The following is a 16662-nucleotide window of genomic DNA, read 5'->3' as shown; positions in this document are numbered from 1 at the left end:
GGTCCGCAATCCACCCATGTCGGCCTTTCCGGAGCGGAGATCACTCGCCTGGAACTGGACGTTGACTGACCCCATCAATCATCGGCGGGCGAATGACCGCTAGCAGTGAATCTCGCCGTTCCTCCGGCGAGCGAAGAACGACCGGGCCTGGTCGGCACCTGCCGGGATAGCGGACCGTCCGCACCCAGGGAGGTGAAACGAGGTGGCGAGAGTCCGCAAAGGGTCGCGACCTGCCGATACCCCCTGCCCTGCTCAGCCGACATAGCTGCCGCTCCACACCTCACATCAGCGCCTCCAATGCGGATAAACCGAGTATCTTCAAATGCCTGCACCAGCCTACAACATACGCTGGCGGCCAGAGTGTTCGGGGCAGCGGTAGTGGGTGTTCCGCCAAGGCGATGACATGGATGCATGCGACGGGCGCCCATTTAGTTGTACGCCTCAATTTGCGCGCGCAAGATCACCGATCCGAAAGAGCTAACTGCTCCTCTCGCCGCCATTGTCGCCAACGCGCCGGCGTCATCCCCCGTCGCTTCACGAATGTTCGCGTTAAGTGGCTTTGGTCGGAAAAACCCACAATCGAGCGCGATTTGCGCCAGTGGGAAAACGGAACTGTCGATCAAGGAACATGCCATGGCAAGCCTCTGCTCAATCAACCAGGCATAAGGCGCTATGCCCACTGTGCTGCTAAACGCCTTGATGAAATAGCCTGGCGACATCATCGTGATTCCTTTCGTCAGGTTGGAGCTTCGCAACCCAAACCTACCCGAAATCACGGTGACCACCTCAGCCTTCAGCTACACCACGTCCTGGGACACGATCTAGCCTGACTCAAAGCGAATGCCTCGAGCGGTGACTGGTTTGTTACCTGAGGGCGCGACTCAATGAGGTTAGATGGACAACTACCGCTTGCACTTCCTCGTTGGGGGCCGGCGCGCAAGAGACTGATTTCGGCGATGAAGGCGTTGCAGGAACACTGCAAAGAGCTCATTAATCGCGGACAGGTATGTTCAGCATACGCCGCCGGGCTGAGACAAGGATCCCGCAAGATTTGCGCTTTCCACGGTTACACGAGCGTTCCGCTCCGGATTTCGGGGCGCGTCGGTATCCGATCTCTTTGATAGGCTGTTTCGAGCGAGAGATAATGACCGCGCCGGGCCGTCCGCCGTTAAGGGGCGAACCATGCCCACGCCTGCGCTTATTCACAGGCGAGCTGCATGCCGCCTGAGGCTCACGCACGACATCGGGGTAGATACCTGTAGCAAGAACAAACGGCCAAGCCACCGGTCGCCTGCTCCTCATGACGGAGCGCCGAACCACCGAGCGCGCCGTTGCTCCGAGCGTTATGAGACTTGCACCCGGTCATAAATCGACAGCTTGTCGCACGAAATTCATCAAATCCGCGGGCTGACTGGGTTTGGCGCAAAACCGCGCGCCGGGATAGCGGTCCAACAGCTCATCGCCGGCCGAAGTGCCAGAGTGAAATATGAGAGGAACCCCCGCGTCTTGTAGAAAATCCGCGACAGGGAAGACCGGGCCGTCGGCAAGTTGCACATCCAGAATGGCGCAAGCAGGCGTCCAGCGATTGACTTCCCCTAACGTTGCAGAAACAGATCCGCACGGCCCAATGACCCTGAAACCGGCAGCCACTGCGGCGTCTTCCAGATCGAGAGCTACGAACGGGGCGTCGTCGACAATCAATATAGCAGGCTTCATATCCCAGCGACTGGAACGCTTAACCCTTTCGTGCTTCACATCACCACCTAGCATTATCCCGCCGCACCTTTATCTCTCCGGTTTCGTGCACCGCTTCTTCGCCTATGAACGCACGCCGCCGTTTCGGTTCCGATTCTGTGCGTATCAGCACACGCCCTTCGAATAGCTCAACTTCTTATCAGCGTCCTTGGCCTTTTATTTCGCGGTCGTGAGATGGTGTGCCATCCGGCATCTTCAATGTCCGCTTAAGCCGAATTAAGAACGTTTCGCCGCGTCTGGGCGTCTCTGTTAACTGTAAGAGCCATCCCGAAATTTGTTAAGCAATGCCAGCATGTTGTGATTCACGCCGTCCTGCGAGAGATGGAGTGATCGATGGCATGGACTGGTATTGCCCAGCAGGAGCATAGCCGGAAAGGGTTGCGCTATTCCAGCGATATGACGGCCAGGGAGTGGGAATTGGCCGCGCCGTTTATCCCGCCAGCCACGCGCGGAGGTCGGCGTCGCACCACGGACATGCGCGAAGTGGTGAATGCCTTGCTTTGCATTGCGGCAAGCGGCTGCGCCTGGAGGCTCCTTCCCAAATGAAGCTTCGGATCCGCACCGCACGGCTGCGGGCAGCGGTTGCTGTCAACGAGGAGCTGATCTTGCTCTATTGGGGGATCGGCCGCGATATATTCGAGCGTCAGGGAGTTTCCGGTTGGGGCGCAAAGATCGTCGATCGTCTGTCGGTGGACCTGAAGCGCGACTTTCCGGAAATGACCGGCTTCTCGCCTCACAACCTTAAATATATGCGCGCATTGGCCGAGGCGTTCCCGATACCGAAATCGTGCAACAGGTCATTGCACAATTGCCATGGGGCCATGCGATCACGCTCATGGAGGCTATCAAGGTATCCGATCAGCGTATCTGGTATGCCAAGCAAGCGCGGGAAAACGGCTGGAGCCGAAACGTCCTCGCCCACCAGATCCGCAGCGATCTTTTCGCTCGGCAGGGCAAGGCCATCACTAACTTTGCAAGAACGCTACCAGCTCCACAGTCGGATTTGGCACAGGCGCTCATGTAGGATCCCTACAGTTTTGAATTCCTAGGTCTTGGCGCGAACATCTCCGAGCAAGAACTGGATCGCAGCCTGCTCGATCACCTGCGGTCGCTCTTTCTCGAACTCGGCAAAGGCTTCGCATTCGTAGGGAGCCAATACCATCTCGAGGTTGCAGAACAGGATTATTACCTTGATCTCCTCTTCTACGATTTGCAGCTGCGATGCTTCGTGGTGGTCGAGCTGAAAATTGAAGAGTTCAAGCCTGAGTTTGCAGGCAAAATGAACTTCTACCTCTCGGCAGTAGATGACCTTCTGCGGCATGCCGACGACGCACCAACAATTGGTATCATTTTATGCCAAGGCAAGAACGCCGCCGTAGTAGAATATGCGTTGCGGGATTCCATTAAACCGATGGGAGTTGCGGATTACAAGCTGTCGGCGGCCCTCCCTGCCCCCCTTCAGGCTGCGCTGCCAACCGCCGAAGACCTGGCCCGAGAATTTCCAATGATGACGCTCGTCAAGCTCCGCATCGATATAGGGCGCGAACTGCGCGCTCTGATCGAGGGCGACGGCGTCGAAAGCGACCGTCCACTAGTATTAAGCGAAATGGTGCGTCTAAACGAAGGGGTGCGCGATCTGCCCTCCACGAAAGATTTCATCGGCATCGTCAGCAGTCTCAACAAGGCCGCGCACGTGATCGACATCCCGGCAGAAGAGGCCGAACGAGCCTCAGCGACTGCCAATCGCTTCCTGTTTGATATCCGAGCTTATCGCACATCCACATAACGGGGAGGCTAGCAGGAACGATTAGATACGCCGGAATGAACTGATTCTGCAAAACGTAAGCCAGTCCACGACGGATCCACTCCGAAAGGCGCGAGGCGGACAATCAGGAAGCCAACTCGGAACGGCGAGGATTAGGTCGCGGCCTGCTGGCCGCCGCCTGTCGTAGCTCAGCCTTCGCCGACAAAGCCGTCATTCAACACCTCCTGTGAGCTTCTGCGAAGCGGCCATTCGATCATCTAAAGGCCAGCCACGATGAACGGCCACAAATGAGAGATAATATTGAAAAACTCTGGCTTGAAGTAGCCTGCGTGTTTGATTCACTGTTCTATCAGGACGGACACAGGTCGATGTCGGGCAAGTCGACGATATCGCAGGAGGCGCTGTTTTACAGCTTCAACGTGGAACGGCACGTGCTCGCAGGCCATCTGCTGCGATCGAATGACAGGTTCGTCGATCTGTCCGGCATCTGCGAGCATTTGCAGTCCGACACTTCCTCCCGATAATTTATTCATAATATATCGTAGCCGACTGGCGCCACCCGGATGAATACGCCAGATTTCTGCAATTAAACGTAGATTTATTTAATTCAATTCGGTAATCGGATTGTTTCTGCCAATGAGCACAATCGCCGCAACTGCTCGCGTGCATCGTAAACCTATCGCCCGCTCCACGCCTTCGATAGGGCTACCTAGATCGCTTGCCATAGGGACCGCAGTCGCGGCCAAAAATCACGGTGGACACGATCGGCCGAAGACGGACTGGATGATTTCATGAGCAACATGCATCTCGGGCGCAGCGCCTTTTCCTATCGCAACTTTCGCCTGTTCTGGATCGCGCGTATGGCCTCCATGCTATCGCAGAGCAGCCTGGTGATCGCGCTGGGCTGGCTCGTTTACGATGTCGCGCGGCGGTCCATGGACGTGCGGGAAGCTGCTCTCCAGCTCGGGCTGATCGGGCTCGTTCAGTTCGTGCCGATGTTCGTGCTCACGCCGCTGACCGGCTGGATGGCGGACCGCTATGACCGAAGGCTCATGGCCGGCTGGTCCTGCGTGGCGCAGCTCGCCGGAGCGGCTCTCCTGGCATGGCTGGTCCATGACGGCAGGGGAACCCTGATAGTCTACTTCCTGATCGCCACGCTTACCGGGGTTACCCGCGCCGTCTATCGCCCCGCCATCACTGCGCTCGCGCCTAATACGGTGCCCCGCGCATTACTGCCTCGCGCAGTCGCCGCGAATGCAGTAGCAGGACGCATCGGCGCCATCCTCGGGCCGGTACTGGGCGGCTATGCCTATGCCGTTGCTCCTTATCTGGCTTTCGCGCTGAGCGCAGCGCTCTTGCTGCTGTCGTCCTGCGCTCTCTTCGCCATTCGGGGGATGGAACGACAACCGTTCGACCGCAATCGTCATCCGCTGCGACAGATGATGGACGGGCTCACGTTCGTCATCCGCCACAAGTTAGTGCTCGGCGCGATAAGCCTCGACCTCATTGCCGTGTTGCTGGGCGGCGCAACCGCGTTGCTCCCCGTCTATGCGCGCGACATTCTCCATGTCGGCCCGGCGGGCCTCGGGAATTTGCGGGCGGCGCCTGCCATCGGAGCGTTGGCCTCAGGTCTCTGGCTTTCGTGGCGGCCGCTTCAGGGACAAGTGGGCATCAAGATGCTTGCTTCAGTCGCGATATTCGGCATCGCAACGATCATCTTCGGCCTGTCCCGATCACTGCTGCTCTCGCTCGTTTGCATGGCGATCCTCGGCGCGGCCGACATGATCTCGGTCTCTGTGCGCCAGTCGCTGATGCAGATCGCCACGCCGGACGAGATGCGCGGAAGGGTCGGGGCTATCTCCTCGCTGTTCGTTTCGGCCTCGAACGAACTAGGAGAGGCGGAGAGCGGCTTCCTCGCCGCCGCGGTCGGCCCAGTCACGGCGGTAGTGCTGGGCGGAGTGGGCACACTGGCAGTGGTCGCGCTCTGGCCGCGGTGGTTCCCAGCCCTACGCAACGCCGACAGCTTCGATCACGAACCGGCACGCGCGCCCGTCAGCTAAACGCAAAAAGGGGCCGAGCAATCTGCCCGGCCCCCTTTTCGTCAGGTCCTTCGGCGTCAGGCCCCCAGGCTTGCCGTCACATCATCGAACAGCTCGTCGACAGTGATCTTACGGGGGATGATCTTCTGCTCGAAAGCCCAGTCGATGGCCAGTTCGATCCCCTTGCGATTGGCTTCCAGCCCCACCGGCGGGAACGGATCGGGCAGACCGCCTTCGGTCAGGTCGCGGCTCTCCACCACCATACGGTAAAGTTCCCGCACAACATCGGGGCGGCTCCTGGTCAGGTCCTGATGCACCACGAACATGTGGTTGATCGGCACCACGCCTTCCCGCGCGAACCAGTCCTTGGCAGCGTTGAAGGGATCGGGGATCAGCCGTTCCACGCGCGGGTCCTTGGGCAGATCGACGCCCTGCAGCGTCGCCGCCAGTTCGCCGTCGAGCATCATCTGGCCGATGTCCGAACCCTTGGGCAGGCGCACGCAGTTGGCTGGATCGGTGTATTCCAGCAGGTGACCGTCACCCACGGTCATCCACGTCACCTTGTCGAGATCGACGCCATATTCATGCTGGAGCACGCCGCGCACCCACAGGCCGGTGGTCTGCGCATAGGTCCGCACGCCGACCTGCTTGCCCTCGATATCCTTGGGGTCGAGATGGCCGAGGTCACGGTTGAAGCCCGCGCAGTGGTGCTGGAAACGGCCCGAGATCGGCACCGGCAGCAGCACGAAAGGCTTGCCGTAGATCTTCGCCTGCAGGCAGGTGACGATGGCCAGTTCGCCGCAATCGAAGGCATTCTCGCGCAGCATGGCCTTGAAGCCGTTGTGCGCCTTTTCCGGTCCGCAGAAATCGAGGCTGACGATATCGGACGAAACCCGCCCGTCCTTTAGCGCCTTGGTCTGCGGATAATCCTGTACGTTTGCCCTGAGTGTCAGGACGTCGGTGGTGGTCATGGTGATCCTTCTCCCGATCAGTAAAGTTTGACTTCGATCAGGCAGGGGCCGTCCATCTCGGTGGAGCGTGCCATCGCCTTGTGGAAGTCTTCGGCATTGTCGACCTGCACACCGGGCACGCCCATGGACTTTGCCATGGCCACCCAGTCGATGGTCGGACGGTCGATATCGATCATCGCCATGGCCTGAGGGCCGGGCTGCTGGCCCGCCCCCATATTCGTGTATTCGGCCTTGAGGATCGCGTACTGATTGTTCGCGAAGATGATCGTGGTGATCGGCAGCCCTTCGCGCGCCTGCGTCCAGAGCGACTGGATCGTGTACATGGCGCTGCCATCACCCACCATGCAGAAGGTCCGCCGGTCCGGGCAGGCCATCGACGCGCCGGTGGCGACGGGGGTGCCGTAGCCGATCGATCCGCCCATGTTGTTGATGAGGTCGTGCGGACGCGCGCCCATTGTCAGGCCCATGGTCTGGCGGCCAGTGGTGAGCGACTCGTCGACGAGGATCGCGTTCTCCGGCAGCGCTGCCGAAAGGGCCTGGGCGATGCTTTCGGGGTTGAGCGCGCCGCTGGGCACGCCCGCCTCGATCCGTTCCTGCACCAGCGGCGCGGCGCCCTTCAGGCCCAGCGCGTCGATCAGCATTTCCAGGCCGAGCGCACTGTCCTCGTCATCCGCGACTAGCGAGTGGACCACGGTGCCCGGCGCCTTCAGCAGGCTGGGCTTGTCAGGATAGGCGAAGAACGCCACCGGTTCCTTGGTCTCCAAAGTCACGATGTGCTTGAAGTCCTTGAGAAAGGCCTGCCCCAGCGGCACCGCGTAGGGAATGCGTTCCAGCGGCGTGCGGCCCGCGCCGCGCTCGATCCGCGCGGTGAAGAACTGCGAGCCGAGGCGGCAGCCGGTGCCGGCTGCAACCGCGCCGGCGAGGTCCAGCGCGCGGCCGCGCGTGGCCTTGTTGCCAAGGATCAGCAGCGTCGGTTCGCCCGAGCGCAGCACGCGCGCCACTTCATCCACGCGCGCCTGATCCGGTGCTGAGCGAGCGCGGGTCAGGCCCTGCGGCACGACCGGCATTCCGGCGTCCTTCCATGCAGTGTCACCCGGCAGGATCAACGTGGCGATCTGGCCGGGATGTTCGCTGGCCTTGGCGCAGGCGGTGGCGGTGTCCCAAGCAATCGTCGTCGCGGACTCGGCACGGCGCACCCAGTGGCTGAGCGGGCGAGCAAGGCCTTCGATGTCCGACGTCAGCGGCGGATCGTACTTCAGGTGCGACGCCGAATGTTCGCCGACGACGTTGACCATGCCGGACGAGGCGCGCTTGGCGTTGTGGATGTTGGACAGGCCGTTGGCGAGACCCGGGCCCAAGTGCAGCAGCGTGGATGCCGGCACGTCCTTCATCCGGTACCAGCCATCCGCCGCGCCGGTGCAGACGCCTTCGTAAAGGCACAGCACCGACTTCATGCGCGGATTGTCGAGCGCCGCCAGGAAGTGCATTTCCGAAGTGCCGGGGTTCGCGAAGCAAACCTCCACACCGTTGTCGACCAGCGTGTTGACGAGGGTTTCTGCACCGTTGGCCATGATCAGTACCCCGCCAGTTCGCGGCCCTGCCCGACGACGCCGTAGCTACGCGTCGGCGCGGACATCAGGAAGCGATAGCCCTCACCGATCAGGCGCTCGACGTTCTTGGCATTGGTGTGCGGGTTCCCGACGACGACGTTGTGCTTCTTGCAGACCTCGACGATCCTGTTCATCGCGCTTACCACTTCGGGATGGTCGTACTGGCGCGGGTAGCCGAGGGCCTGCGACAGATCGCCCTCGCCGATCAGCACCAGGCCGATGCCGGGGACATTGGCGAGAATGTCGTTCAGGTTCTCGATCGCCTCGGGGCTCTCGCACATCATGCCGACCAGGAGTTCGCCATGCGGTGCCAGCGGCCAGACGTCGGCCTTGGCGTAGTAATCAGGCTGCGAGAGACCCCAGTAGCGCGCGGCAGTGGCCGGACCGTCGCCGCGAATGCCCTTGGGCTCATAGAGCGCGGCGCCGGTCGGCTTCGCATAGCGGGCGGAGGCGACCATGTTGTAAGCCTGCTCCACGGTCGAAACGTGCGGAGTGATCACGCCGTAGACGCCGCGATCCAGCACTTGCTTGGCTTGGAACTGGTTCATCTCGCCGCCGTTCGCCGGGATGCGGGCGATTGGCGTGACCGCAGGCGCAACCGAGCCGCTCTCGGCGATCTTCTTGCGATTGAGCATATACTGGAGCGCATCGCCCAGCGCGGCGACGTCGTAGGGGTTGTGCTCCATCTCGAAGACGATGCCGTCATAGGGGGCATCGGTCAGTTCCTGCGCGGTCAGCTTGTCGACCTTCGAGAAGCAGGTGAAAACGGGCTTGCCGGCTTCGAGAGCACGGATGATGCCGTTGAGGCGCGTCTGGGTCATTGCTTGGATCTTTCCTTTCGGGCTTGCTCTGCCCGTACCTCTTCCCGGACGGTCGCACCCGATTGATCCGGCGACCGCCGCCATCGAAAACCGGCCCGCCTTCAGGAAAGACGGGCCGGTTCGCAACTCACTCTTCAGGCTGCCAGTACATGAAGCCCATGCCCTCGCCGGTTCCGGCTTCGGTACGCCAGCAAGGCACGTAGTCCACCAAGGTCATCTTCGCGCCGGTGTGCTGGAGAGCCATCATCACGATCGAGTAGATCTTCACCTCGCTCGTGCCCGACTGGTAGTAACCGTCAGGGATCGCGGCGAGGCCTTCGTAATCGTAGCTCGCCAGCTTTTCCATCACGTCGCGGTCGAACTCCTCGTCATTGACGAAGTGCGACAGACCGCCCGAAGCGATCACTGCTACGCGCACGTCTTCCGGCCAGGCCTCGATTGCATCGCGCAGCACGCGGCCGAATTCGATGCAGCGCGCCATGGAGGGCTGCGTCGGCGGATAGAACAGGTTGAACAGCACCGGCACGTGGCGCGGCACGTCGTCGCCCATGATCTGATGGTAGACGAAGCTGTAGGCATGCGGGACCACAGGGTAGTCCGGCGCATAACCCTGCCGCGATTCCATCCAGGTGTTTTGCGGCCACTTTTGCAGGTCGTTCAGATCGAAGTTGTGGTCCTGGAAGGTCTTGATCAGATACGTCGCGAAGTCCGGATAGGCCTGATGCACCACATGGTGGTCGGGCGCATAGACCGGGCGCTGCGGCGGGCCATTGTGGACGTCTTCACCGGTGTAGATGGTGATCGAGGGCGACTGGCCGGGCCAGATTTCCTTCTGGTCCTTTCCCAGTACGATGGCAACATCGACCTTGGCGCGCTTGTAAGCCTCGGCCATCTCGTCCAGCGCGGCCCGGCAGCGGCCGGCCCGTTCGGTACGTTCTTCCAGCGTCAGGAACGGAGCGAAAGCGGCGCCGCGCTCGGCTTCCAGTTCCGGATAGGTCCAGGTGCGACCCTGATACCAGAGCTCCGGGTTCTTGCGGTCGCGATCGCCATTGGTCAGCCAGTCCTCAGGGGCTTGACCCAGCATTCCGCTGTGCGGAACGGCCATGCCGAATACGATCTGCGCCATTACATCCTCTTTCAATCATCTGTTGCGAGCGTGTCGCAGATCTAGGCCGCCCCCGTCGGGCCGACCAATCCAATCTACGCTCCAGGCGATTGCAACCCGCCCCACGGGGTGCTTCCGCCCGGTGCGCAGCGTCACTCGTCTGCTGCGAGGGAAATCTTCGGTGCCCATTCGGGACGCAGCACCAGCCACGTCGTCAGCGCACCGATCACCAGGAAGACGAAGATCACCAGCATCGGCAGGTCGTAACTGCCGGAGATGTGGAGCAGCCAGCCCGAAAGGCTCGCGGCGACACCGCCTGCAAGGCTGGTCGCCACCTGCTGTACGCCGGTGACCAGACCCACGGCGGGCGCCGGGATGAGGGTCAGGCGGCAGAGCGCGAGGTTGTTAGCCGTGGCAAGCCCCAGGAACGATAGCGAGAAGACGTTCCAGAACAGCGCCGCGTTCAGGGATTCCGCCTTGGCGCCCAGTAGCACGGTGCAGGCCCCGATGAAGCCAGCAATGACGAAGGCCTTGCGCACGAACACCGGATCGCCGCCGCGTGCGATCAGTTTGTCGGCCGTCCACCCGGCAATCAGCGCGACGATGGCAATGCCCGCAAAGCTGAAGAACGTGAACAGGCCAGACTTTTCGAGGCTCAGCCCGCGCTCTTCCACTAGATAGCTGGGCATCCAGGTCATGCAGAAGAACGTGAAGTAGCCATAGCAGAAGTTCACCACGAGGGTGCCCCAGACCAGCGGGCTGGAGAGGATGCTTGCGAACGTGACGGAAGACGCCTTGCGCCTGATTGCAGCCATGTCTTCACGGCGGGGCAGGTCGTTCTTCACCAGGAAGATCCACGGCAACAGCCAGACCAGCCCGACCGCGCCGGTGGCGATGAACATTACGCGCCAGTCATAGGCGGTGATCAGCCAGGCCGCGATCGGTGCGCCGATGGCAGGCCCGAACTTGTTGCCCATCGCGAACAGGCCGACGGCGGTGCCGCTCTGCCCTTCCTTGAAGTTGTTGCGGATCCAGCGATAGCTGGCCGGCATCACCACCGCTTCCGCCGCGCCGACGATGAAGCGCATTAGGATCAGAGCGAACATGGTCGAGATTAGACCGGTCACTGCCGTCGCCAGACACCAGAGCACGAAGCACACCGTGTAGGGCGTCTTCACGCCATAGCGATCGACGATCCATCCGGCGGGAATCTGGATCAAGCCGTAGGACCAGAAGAACGCTGCGTTCACCCAGCCCCGGTCGATGTCGGTCATGCCGAAGTGCTGGATGAACGGCCCATCGGCGAGAGCCGACGAGATGCTGGTGCGGTCGACGAAGGCGATCATCACGCCCAGCGCCAGCAGCAGTAGCACCGCCCAGGCGGCCGCGCTTGCGGGTGCGGCGGTACTCGCCCCCCTGCTTGCCCCGCCCCGTTCCAGTGCCTTGTCCATCTCGTCTCTCTCCACTTTATGTCACCTATTGTCGCGTCTGGCGCTTAGTCGTCCAGAGCGGGGTAGAGTTTCTGCGCCGTCTTCGCGAAGATCCATTCGCGGTCGGCGTCGGTCAGACAAGCCAGGCGGGCCTCTGCTGTCGCCTTGATCTCCGCCAGCGTGCCGGGCGAAGTCGGGTAATTCGAGCCCCAGGCCATCCGATGAGCGCCGAACACGTCGACCAGCTTAGGGAACAGCGTCTCCGGCGTGGCCTCGCCCTTCTTCGAATCGCCCATGATGCGCGGGGTGAGCTTCAGATAGATGCTCTCGATCGGCGCGAGATCGAACAGGCTCTGCGCATTCGCATAAGGCGCGCCGTCGGTCACATCCGGACGGCCGAGGTGATCGAGGATGATCGGCACATTCGGAAAACGCTTGGCCAGCGCGGTCACGGCGGCAAGGCCGACCGGGCCGGTCTGGATGCACATGGTCAGGCCCAGCTCGCCCAGCAGTTCCCACGCCGCATAGGCGCGCGGATCGTCGAGTTCGCTGGGATCGAATTCCTTGGTCGATCCGCCGGTGAACACGCGCAGACCCTTGAGGCCCCGGTCCACCCACGAACGGATCGTATCGACGGCATCGGGCGCCAGCACGTCCACCGAACCCACCGCGATCAGGCGATCCGCATAGCGGTTGCAGGCATCCACCACGTAGCTGTTGTCGAAGCCATACGTGGTGGAGGAATGGACGACGGCGGCCTTTGCCACGCCCGCCTCATCCATGGAGGCGATCAGCGTTTCCACCGTGCTCGGCCGCTCCTGCGACCAGTCGGACCGCTTTCCGAACAGCGGCGCGGGCGGATAAGCGCCTTCGTCGTCGGAAATGACGTGGGGATGGATATCGACAAACTTGGACGTCATGCACCTGTCTCCGCTGCCGGAAGCGGTCCTTCGCTGCCGGGCCTCTGTTCTGGTTGCTGTCAATTTGCGGGGTGGGCGGCGGCGGCGGGAGTTGATTGTCAGCCGCGAGGCATAACTTCCGCCGCTGTCGTAGAGTGCAAGACCGACCTATCCTAAACCACTCCGTCGCCTCCCGCGCAGGCGGGGCCCCGCTTTCGTCTGCCCACAGCGCGAGGCCCGAAGAACAAGCGGGATCCCCACGTGCGCGGGGATGACGGAATTTATGGTAGCAAGGGCAGCGGCCGGGTCGGAGCCCTTAAAGCCCCTTGGCCTTCAGCCGCGCGTCGAGGCGCGGATAGACCTTGCGGGCATTGCCTTCGTAGATCGCGAAACGGTCATTATCCGACAGCGCGTCACAAGCAACGACGTAGCGCTTGGTGTCGTCGAAGTAATGCCCGGTGTTCGGATCGGTGCCACGCACCGCGCCGATCATTTCCGAGCCGAACAGCACGTTCGACGTCGGCACCACCTTGGTCAGCAGCTCCACGCCGAGATGGTGATAGACGCAAGTGTCGAAGTAGATGTTGTCCAGCAACCCTTCCAGCGGGCGGTCCATCATCTCCAGCGACATCCCGCGATACCGGCCCCAGTGGTAGGGAACCGCGCCGCCGCCATGCGGGATGACCAGGCGCAGCGTCGGAAAGTCCTTGAACAGATCGCTCTGCAGGATCTGCATGAACACCGAGGTATCGGCGTTCAGGTAATGCGCGCCGGTGCCGTGGAAGTTCGGATTACACGACGCGGCCACGTGGACCATGCCTGGCACGTCCAGATCGCACATGGCCTCGAACAGCGGATACCATTCCTTGTCGGTGAAAGGCTTGCCGGTCCAATAGCCGCCGGTGGTATCCGGGTTCACGTTCACGCCCACGAAGCCCAGTTCCTCCACCACGCGGCGAAGCTCGGGAATCGAGTTCTTCGGCGGCGCACCGGGGCTCTGCGGCAGCATGGCCACCGGCACGAAGTTATCCGGATACATCTCGGTAACGCGGTAGACGAGGTCGTTGGAGACGCTCGCCCACTCAAGGCTGGTGCGCTCGTTGCCGAGGTGATGGCTCATTAGGCCGGCGATCGGCGAGAACAGGGTGAGGTCGCTGCCGCGCTCCTGCTGGAGCTTGAGCTGGCCGCCCTCGATCCCTTCGCGGATCTGGTCGTCGCTGACATGCGCATCGGCGACGAGCGGCGCGTTCGCCACATCGTCCGCCGCCGCGACTTGCGCGCTGCGCCATTCGCGGAAATGCTTGGGGACCGTCGTGAAGTGACCGTGACAGTCGATAATCATGGGATTCTCCGTGGAATTTTATGGCTGACGGACAGGGTCAGTCGAAATTAAGCAAGTTCGCTCGCCAACCTCACCCGGTCGCCCGCGCGAAGCCGGGTTCCCGCTTCCTGTTTGTATCCCGGCGCAACGCCGGAAGAACAAGCGGGGTCCCCGCCTGCGCAGGGACGACGAGGGTGCTATTTCAGCGTCGGACTCAAACGCGCACCGGCGCCTTGGCGGGATCGACGAACAGTTCTTCCATCGTCATCCGGCGCGGCGTCAGGCCCTGCTTGAAGGCGGTCTGCTCAAGCGCTTCGATCGTCGCGCGGTTTTCCTCGATGCCATAGGGCAGCGGATCGGCGCCGACGATCTCCTGAAGCGCGCGGTACTTGTCCGCACCCTTGCCGGTCGCCTCGCCCGAGTTAAGCTTGGCCAGCCATTCGTCCTTGGCGCGGGTGAAGGCGTCGTTCAGCGAACGCGCGATCCACGGGTGCTCCGCAAGGATCTCGTCCTTGACGACGATGGTACCGTGCATCGGATAGACGCCGGTGCGGGCATAGTATTCCGCCTCGGCCTCGGCCGCATCCGGGATCAGGTCGACATACATGCTGGTGTCGACTTCCTGCCAGCCGCCGGTCGGCGCACCGGTGCGGCCGATGCCGGCGGCAGCCTCGACGCCGGCCTGGATCTGGTCGCTGGCCATCATGTCCGCCAGCGACACGCCTTCGGGGGTGTGCTGCACGTTGGCGGGGAGCTGGAGCTGGGTCACGTGCTCCTCGTCATCGACGATCCAGGTGACCTTGTCGTTATCCATGCCGTATTCGTCGATGAAGACCTGGCGGATCCACACGCCGGTGGTCACGGAATAGGCGCGCACGCCGACTTTCTTGCCTTCCAGATCCTTCGGGTGGCGGATGCCCGAATCCGGCTTCACGAGCATGCCGCCGTGGTGGAAGCGGCGCACCACGAAGATCGGCAGGCCGACGAAGGGCGCGCCATAAGCGCGGGCAATGATGTAGGTGGTGGGTGCCAGTTCGCACACGTCGAATTCGACATCGCGGACCATGCGGCGGAAGGCGCCGATCTGCGGCTTCACCGTCACGAATTCGGCGTCCACGCCCTCGATATCAATGCTGCCGTCGCGGATCGCGGCAGTGTGCGGATGGTCGGCAATCGCCAACTTCAGGCGGACTTTCTGGCTCAAGGTCGCTCTCCTCGGGAATGAGTAAAGACGGCTATCGGCGTTTGCTGCAACGTCCGATGCCGGTTGCCCCCCGAAAAGCGCCCAGCCCGGTTCCAAGTCAACGCGGCACCATCCCGAACCGGTCGGCGCGAGCACACAATTTATAGAGGCTAACCTCTTGGCACCGGGGCCATGTGATAGAATTTGCGCCGCCCGGCATATAAATCCAGCGCCGGGCGTAATAGGTTCGCTGACAGGACTGTCGCAGGATGATGCGGTGCGGACTCCACCATCATCCAAATGATCCGCAACGCAAGAGGCTGTTTTGCAACACTTCTTGTCAGTATATCCGGCGTTCGGACGTGAGCCACCCCTCCTCTTCTGTCGCAACCGCGAAGGCCGGGGTGATAGCTGCACCCATTGCAGCCCTGATAAATTTCGCGCTAGGTCCGCAGTGGAGAGAGGATCAAAACATGACGCAAACGAGTCACAAGACCTCGGGCCACGAACGCGCCCAGAGCCTGAGCTTTCGCCAGCTTCGCCTGTTCGAGGCCATCGGCGATCTCAAGTCCGTGCGCCGCGCATCGGAAGCATGCAGCCTGTCGCAGCCTGCCGTCACCCAAGCCCTTGCCAAGATGGAAGCGCAGCTTGGCGCCACGCTGGTCGACCGGCGCGCCAGCGGCAGCTACCTCAACGAATTCGGCATGGTGTTTCATGCCCGCGTGAAGCGTTTCTTCGAACAGACCGAGCGCGCCGTGATCGAGATCGGCGCCGCCGTGAATGCCGACGGCGCCCGCGCCATCGTCAACCGCCTCACCCGCTCGCAACTGCGCACTTTGGTGGGCGTGATGGAGCACGGCTCTTTCGAGCAGGCGAGCGAGTGCTTCGACATTTCCGCCGCATCGCTCCAGCGCGCCGCGCGCGACTTGCAGGGCAACTTGCGGGTCTCTCTGTTCTACCGCACGGCAGCAGGCATGCTGGTCAGCCCGCAAGGCATGAAGCTGGGCCTGATGGTCAAGCTGGCGCTACAAGAGATCGAATGGGGCGTGCGGGAGATCGACTCCGCGCTGGACGGCACCGCGACGCCGGTGGTGATCGGCGCCATGCCCTTTGGTGGCAGCGTGCTGTTGGCCTCGGTGCTCGATCGCTTTCTCGAACGCCACCCCAGCGCCGACATCCGCATCATGAACGAAAGCGCGGTGGAGATGACCAAGTGCCTGCGCGGCGGCGAAGTGGACTTCGTTGTCGGCCTGCTGCCGGCGGAAACCCCGCCCGAACTTGTTTGCGAGCCGCTGATCGAAACGCCTTATGCCGTCGTCGCCAGGCAAGGCCATCCGCTCACCCGCGCGGGCAAGGTCACGGTGGAGGAGCTCATGGCCTACGACTGGATCACCGGCACTGCAGGCTCCAGCCGCCGTGCCTGCTTCGACCGGATTTTCGAGGGTACCAAAGGACCGCAGACTCACGTTGCCACTTGCGCCCTGCCCGTCATCCGCCACCTGCTCAAAGGGAGTGATCGCCTGACGCTGATGACCTCCTACGAGATCAGCTTCGAGGAAGGCCTGCGAACCCTGCACTGCGGACCGATTGAGCCGGTTCCCGCCATCGGCATCACGACGCGCGCGGAGTGGATGCCGACACCGGTGCAATCCGCCTTCATCGAGGTGATCCGCACGCACGTCTGCGCGCCGCCGCCGCTGCTTCGACAAGCTGGCTGAACCAGACCCTTGCTTGACGAAAAACGGGGAGGATGCCGAGGCGGC

Annotated in this window: 14 protein-coding genes and 2 pseudogenes; 6 read left to right on the top strand and 10 right to left on the bottom strand. The window is 62.2% G+C overall.

All coding sequences use genetic code 11. From position 1 onward, the window contains the following. Positions 1-428: 428 nt before the first annotated feature. Both ACZ1J6_RS23280 and ACZ1J6_RS23275 read right to left on the bottom strand, forming a co-directional pair. Positions 429-719: a helix-turn-helix domain-containing protein gene (locus tag ACZ1J6_RS23280; RefSeq protein ID WP_465128674.1), complete on the bottom strand. Its 291-nt coding sequence runs from the start codon at positions 717-719 to the stop codon at positions 429-431. 643 nt (positions 720-1362) lie between these two features. Next, entirely contained in the window at positions 1363-1770 is a 408-nt protein-coding gene (locus tag ACZ1J6_RS23275) for a response regulator (RefSeq protein ID WP_465128673.1), read from the bottom strand. Between the two features lie 318 nt (positions 1771-2088). On the opposite strand from ACZ1J6_RS23275, the pseudogene ACZ1J6_RS23270 reads away from it, so the two are divergent. The 5 genes and pseudogenes from ACZ1J6_RS23270 to ACZ1J6_RS23250 all read left to right on the top strand — a co-directional run. Continuing rightward, a pseudogene (locus tag ACZ1J6_RS23270) lies at positions 2089-2298 on the top strand (transposase); the annotation flags it as partial. After that, positions 2298-2779, top strand: a pseudogene (locus ACZ1J6_RS23265) (DUF1016 N-terminal domain-containing protein). The pseudogenes ACZ1J6_RS23270 and ACZ1J6_RS23265, both read left to right, overlap by 1 nt. Before the next feature lie 39 nt (positions 2780-2818). Further along, on the top strand, positions 2819-3541 hold the full coding sequence (locus ACZ1J6_RS23260; RefSeq protein ID WP_465128837.1) for a PDDEXK nuclease domain-containing protein: 723 nt from the start codon (positions 2819-2821) through the stop codon (positions 3539-3541). 266 nt (positions 3542-3807) lie between these two features. Further along, positions 3808-4044 carry a hypothetical protein gene (locus tag ACZ1J6_RS23255; protein ID WP_465128871.1) on the top strand — a complete coding sequence of 79 codons (237 nt, stop codon included), beginning with the start codon at positions 3808-3810 and terminating at the stop codon, positions 4042-4044. Positions 4045-4311: 267 nt separating this feature from the next. Next, positions 4312-5580: an MFS transporter gene (locus tag ACZ1J6_RS23250; protein WP_465128672.1), complete on the top strand. Its 1269-nt coding sequence runs from the start codon at positions 4312-4314 to the stop codon at positions 5578-5580. 56 nt (positions 5581-5636) lie between these two features. Here ACZ1J6_RS23250 and ACZ1J6_RS23245 read toward each other — a convergent pair whose 3' ends face one another. The 8 genes from ACZ1J6_RS23245 to ACZ1J6_RS23210 all read right to left on the bottom strand — a co-directional run bounded on the left by ACZ1J6_RS23245 (position 5637) and on the right by ACZ1J6_RS23210 (position 14920). Continuing rightward, a complete protein-coding gene (locus ACZ1J6_RS23245) occupies positions 5637-6530 on the bottom strand; it encodes a substrate-binding domain-containing protein (protein WP_465128671.1) in 894 nt (297 codons plus the stop codon). Positions 6531-6547: 17 nt separating this feature from the next. After that, on the bottom strand, positions 6548-8101 hold the full coding sequence (locus ACZ1J6_RS23240) for an acetolactate synthase large subunit (RefSeq protein WP_465128670.1): 1554 nt from the start codon (positions 8099-8101) through the stop codon (positions 6548-6550). Positions 8102-8103: 2 nt separating this feature from the next. After that, positions 8104-8961, bottom strand: coding sequence for an HpcH/HpaI aldolase family protein (locus ACZ1J6_RS23235; protein WP_465128669.1), 858 nt, complete (start codon positions 8959-8961; stop codon positions 8104-8106). A 127-nt stretch (positions 8962-9088) separates the two neighbouring features. Then, positions 9089-10087, bottom strand: a complete 999-nt coding sequence (locus ACZ1J6_RS23230) for a DODA-type extradiol aromatic ring-opening family dioxygenase (RefSeq protein WP_465128668.1) — start codon at positions 10085-10087, stop codon at positions 9089-9091. A gap of 131 nt (positions 10088-10218) precedes the next feature. Beyond that, positions 10219-11517: an MFS transporter gene (locus ACZ1J6_RS23225; protein ID WP_465128667.1), complete on the bottom strand. Its 1299-nt coding sequence runs from the start codon at positions 11515-11517 to the stop codon at positions 10219-10221. A gap of 44 nt (positions 11518-11561) precedes the next feature. Beyond that, entirely contained in the window at positions 11562-12416 is an 855-nt protein-coding gene (locus ACZ1J6_RS23220) for an amidohydrolase family protein (protein WP_465128666.1), read from the bottom strand. 295 nt (positions 12417-12711) lie between these two features. Then, the gene (locus ACZ1J6_RS23215; protein WP_465128665.1) at positions 12712-13737 is read right to left on the bottom strand and encodes an amidohydrolase family protein; all 1026 of its coding nucleotides are present in this window, start codon (positions 13735-13737) and stop codon (positions 12712-12714) included. Between the two features lie 193 nt (positions 13738-13930). After that, entirely contained in the window at positions 13931-14920 is a 990-nt protein-coding gene (locus ACZ1J6_RS23210) for an ABC transporter substrate-binding protein (protein ID WP_465128664.1), read from the bottom strand. A 452-nt stretch (positions 14921-15372) separates the two neighbouring features. On the opposite strand from ACZ1J6_RS23210, the gene ACZ1J6_RS23205 reads away from it, so the two are divergent. Next, a complete protein-coding gene (locus tag ACZ1J6_RS23205) occupies positions 15373-16617 on the top strand; it encodes a LysR family transcriptional regulator (protein ID WP_165921533.1) in 1245 nt (414 codons plus the stop codon). Positions 16618-16662: the final 45 nt, after the last annotated feature.

It is taken from the genome of Novosphingobium sp. BL-S-21, from assembly GCF_055521655.1.
This window is presented reverse-complemented; position numbering and strand designations above follow the sequence as displayed.

Excerpts from the sequence above, each read along its gene's own strand:
- ACZ1J6_RS23280 (WP_465128674.1), bottom strand. The coding sequence starts at position 719 with ATGTCGCCAGGCTATTTCATCAAGGCGTTTAGCAGCACAGTGGGCATA.
- ACZ1J6_RS23230 (WP_465128668.1), bottom strand. The coding sequence starts at position 10,087 with ATGGCGCAGATCGTATTCGGCATGGCCGTTCCGCACAGCGGAATGCTG.
- ACZ1J6_RS23275 (WP_465128673.1), bottom strand. The coding sequence starts at position 1,770 with ATGCTAGGTGGTGATGTGAAGCACGAAAGGGTTAAGCGTTCCAGTCGC.
- ACZ1J6_RS23245 (WP_465128671.1), bottom strand. The coding sequence starts at position 6,530 with ATGACCACCACCGACGTCCTGACACTCAGGGCAAACGTACAGGATTAT.
- ACZ1J6_RS23215 (WP_465128665.1), bottom strand. The coding sequence starts at position 13,737 with ATGATTATCGACTGTCACGGTCACTTCACGACGGTCCCCAAGCATTTC.
- ACZ1J6_RS23205 (WP_165921533.1), top strand. The coding sequence starts at position 15,373 with ATGACGCAAACGAGTCACAAGACCTCGGGCCACGAACGCGCCCAGAGC.
- ACZ1J6_RS23240 (WP_465128670.1), bottom strand. The coding sequence starts at position 8,101 with ATGGCCAACGGTGCAGAAACCCTCGTCAACACGCTGGTCGACAACGGT.
- ACZ1J6_RS23220 (WP_465128666.1), bottom strand. The coding sequence starts at position 12,416 with ATGACGTCCAAGTTTGTCGATATCCATCCCCACGTCATTTCCGACGAC.
- ACZ1J6_RS23235 (WP_465128669.1), bottom strand. The coding sequence starts at position 8,961 with ATGACCCAGACGCGCCTCAACGGCATCATCCGTGCTCTCGAAGCCGGC.
- ACZ1J6_RS23225 (WP_465128667.1), bottom strand. The coding sequence starts at position 11,517 with ATGGACAAGGCACTGGAACGGGGCGGGGCAAGCAGGGGGGCGAGTACC.
- ACZ1J6_RS23255 (WP_465128871.1), top strand. The coding sequence starts at position 3,808 with ATGAGAGATAATATTGAAAAACTCTGGCTTGAAGTAGCCTGCGTGTTT.
- ACZ1J6_RS23250 (WP_465128672.1), top strand. The coding sequence starts at position 4,312 with ATGAGCAACATGCATCTCGGGCGCAGCGCCTTTTCCTATCGCAACTTT.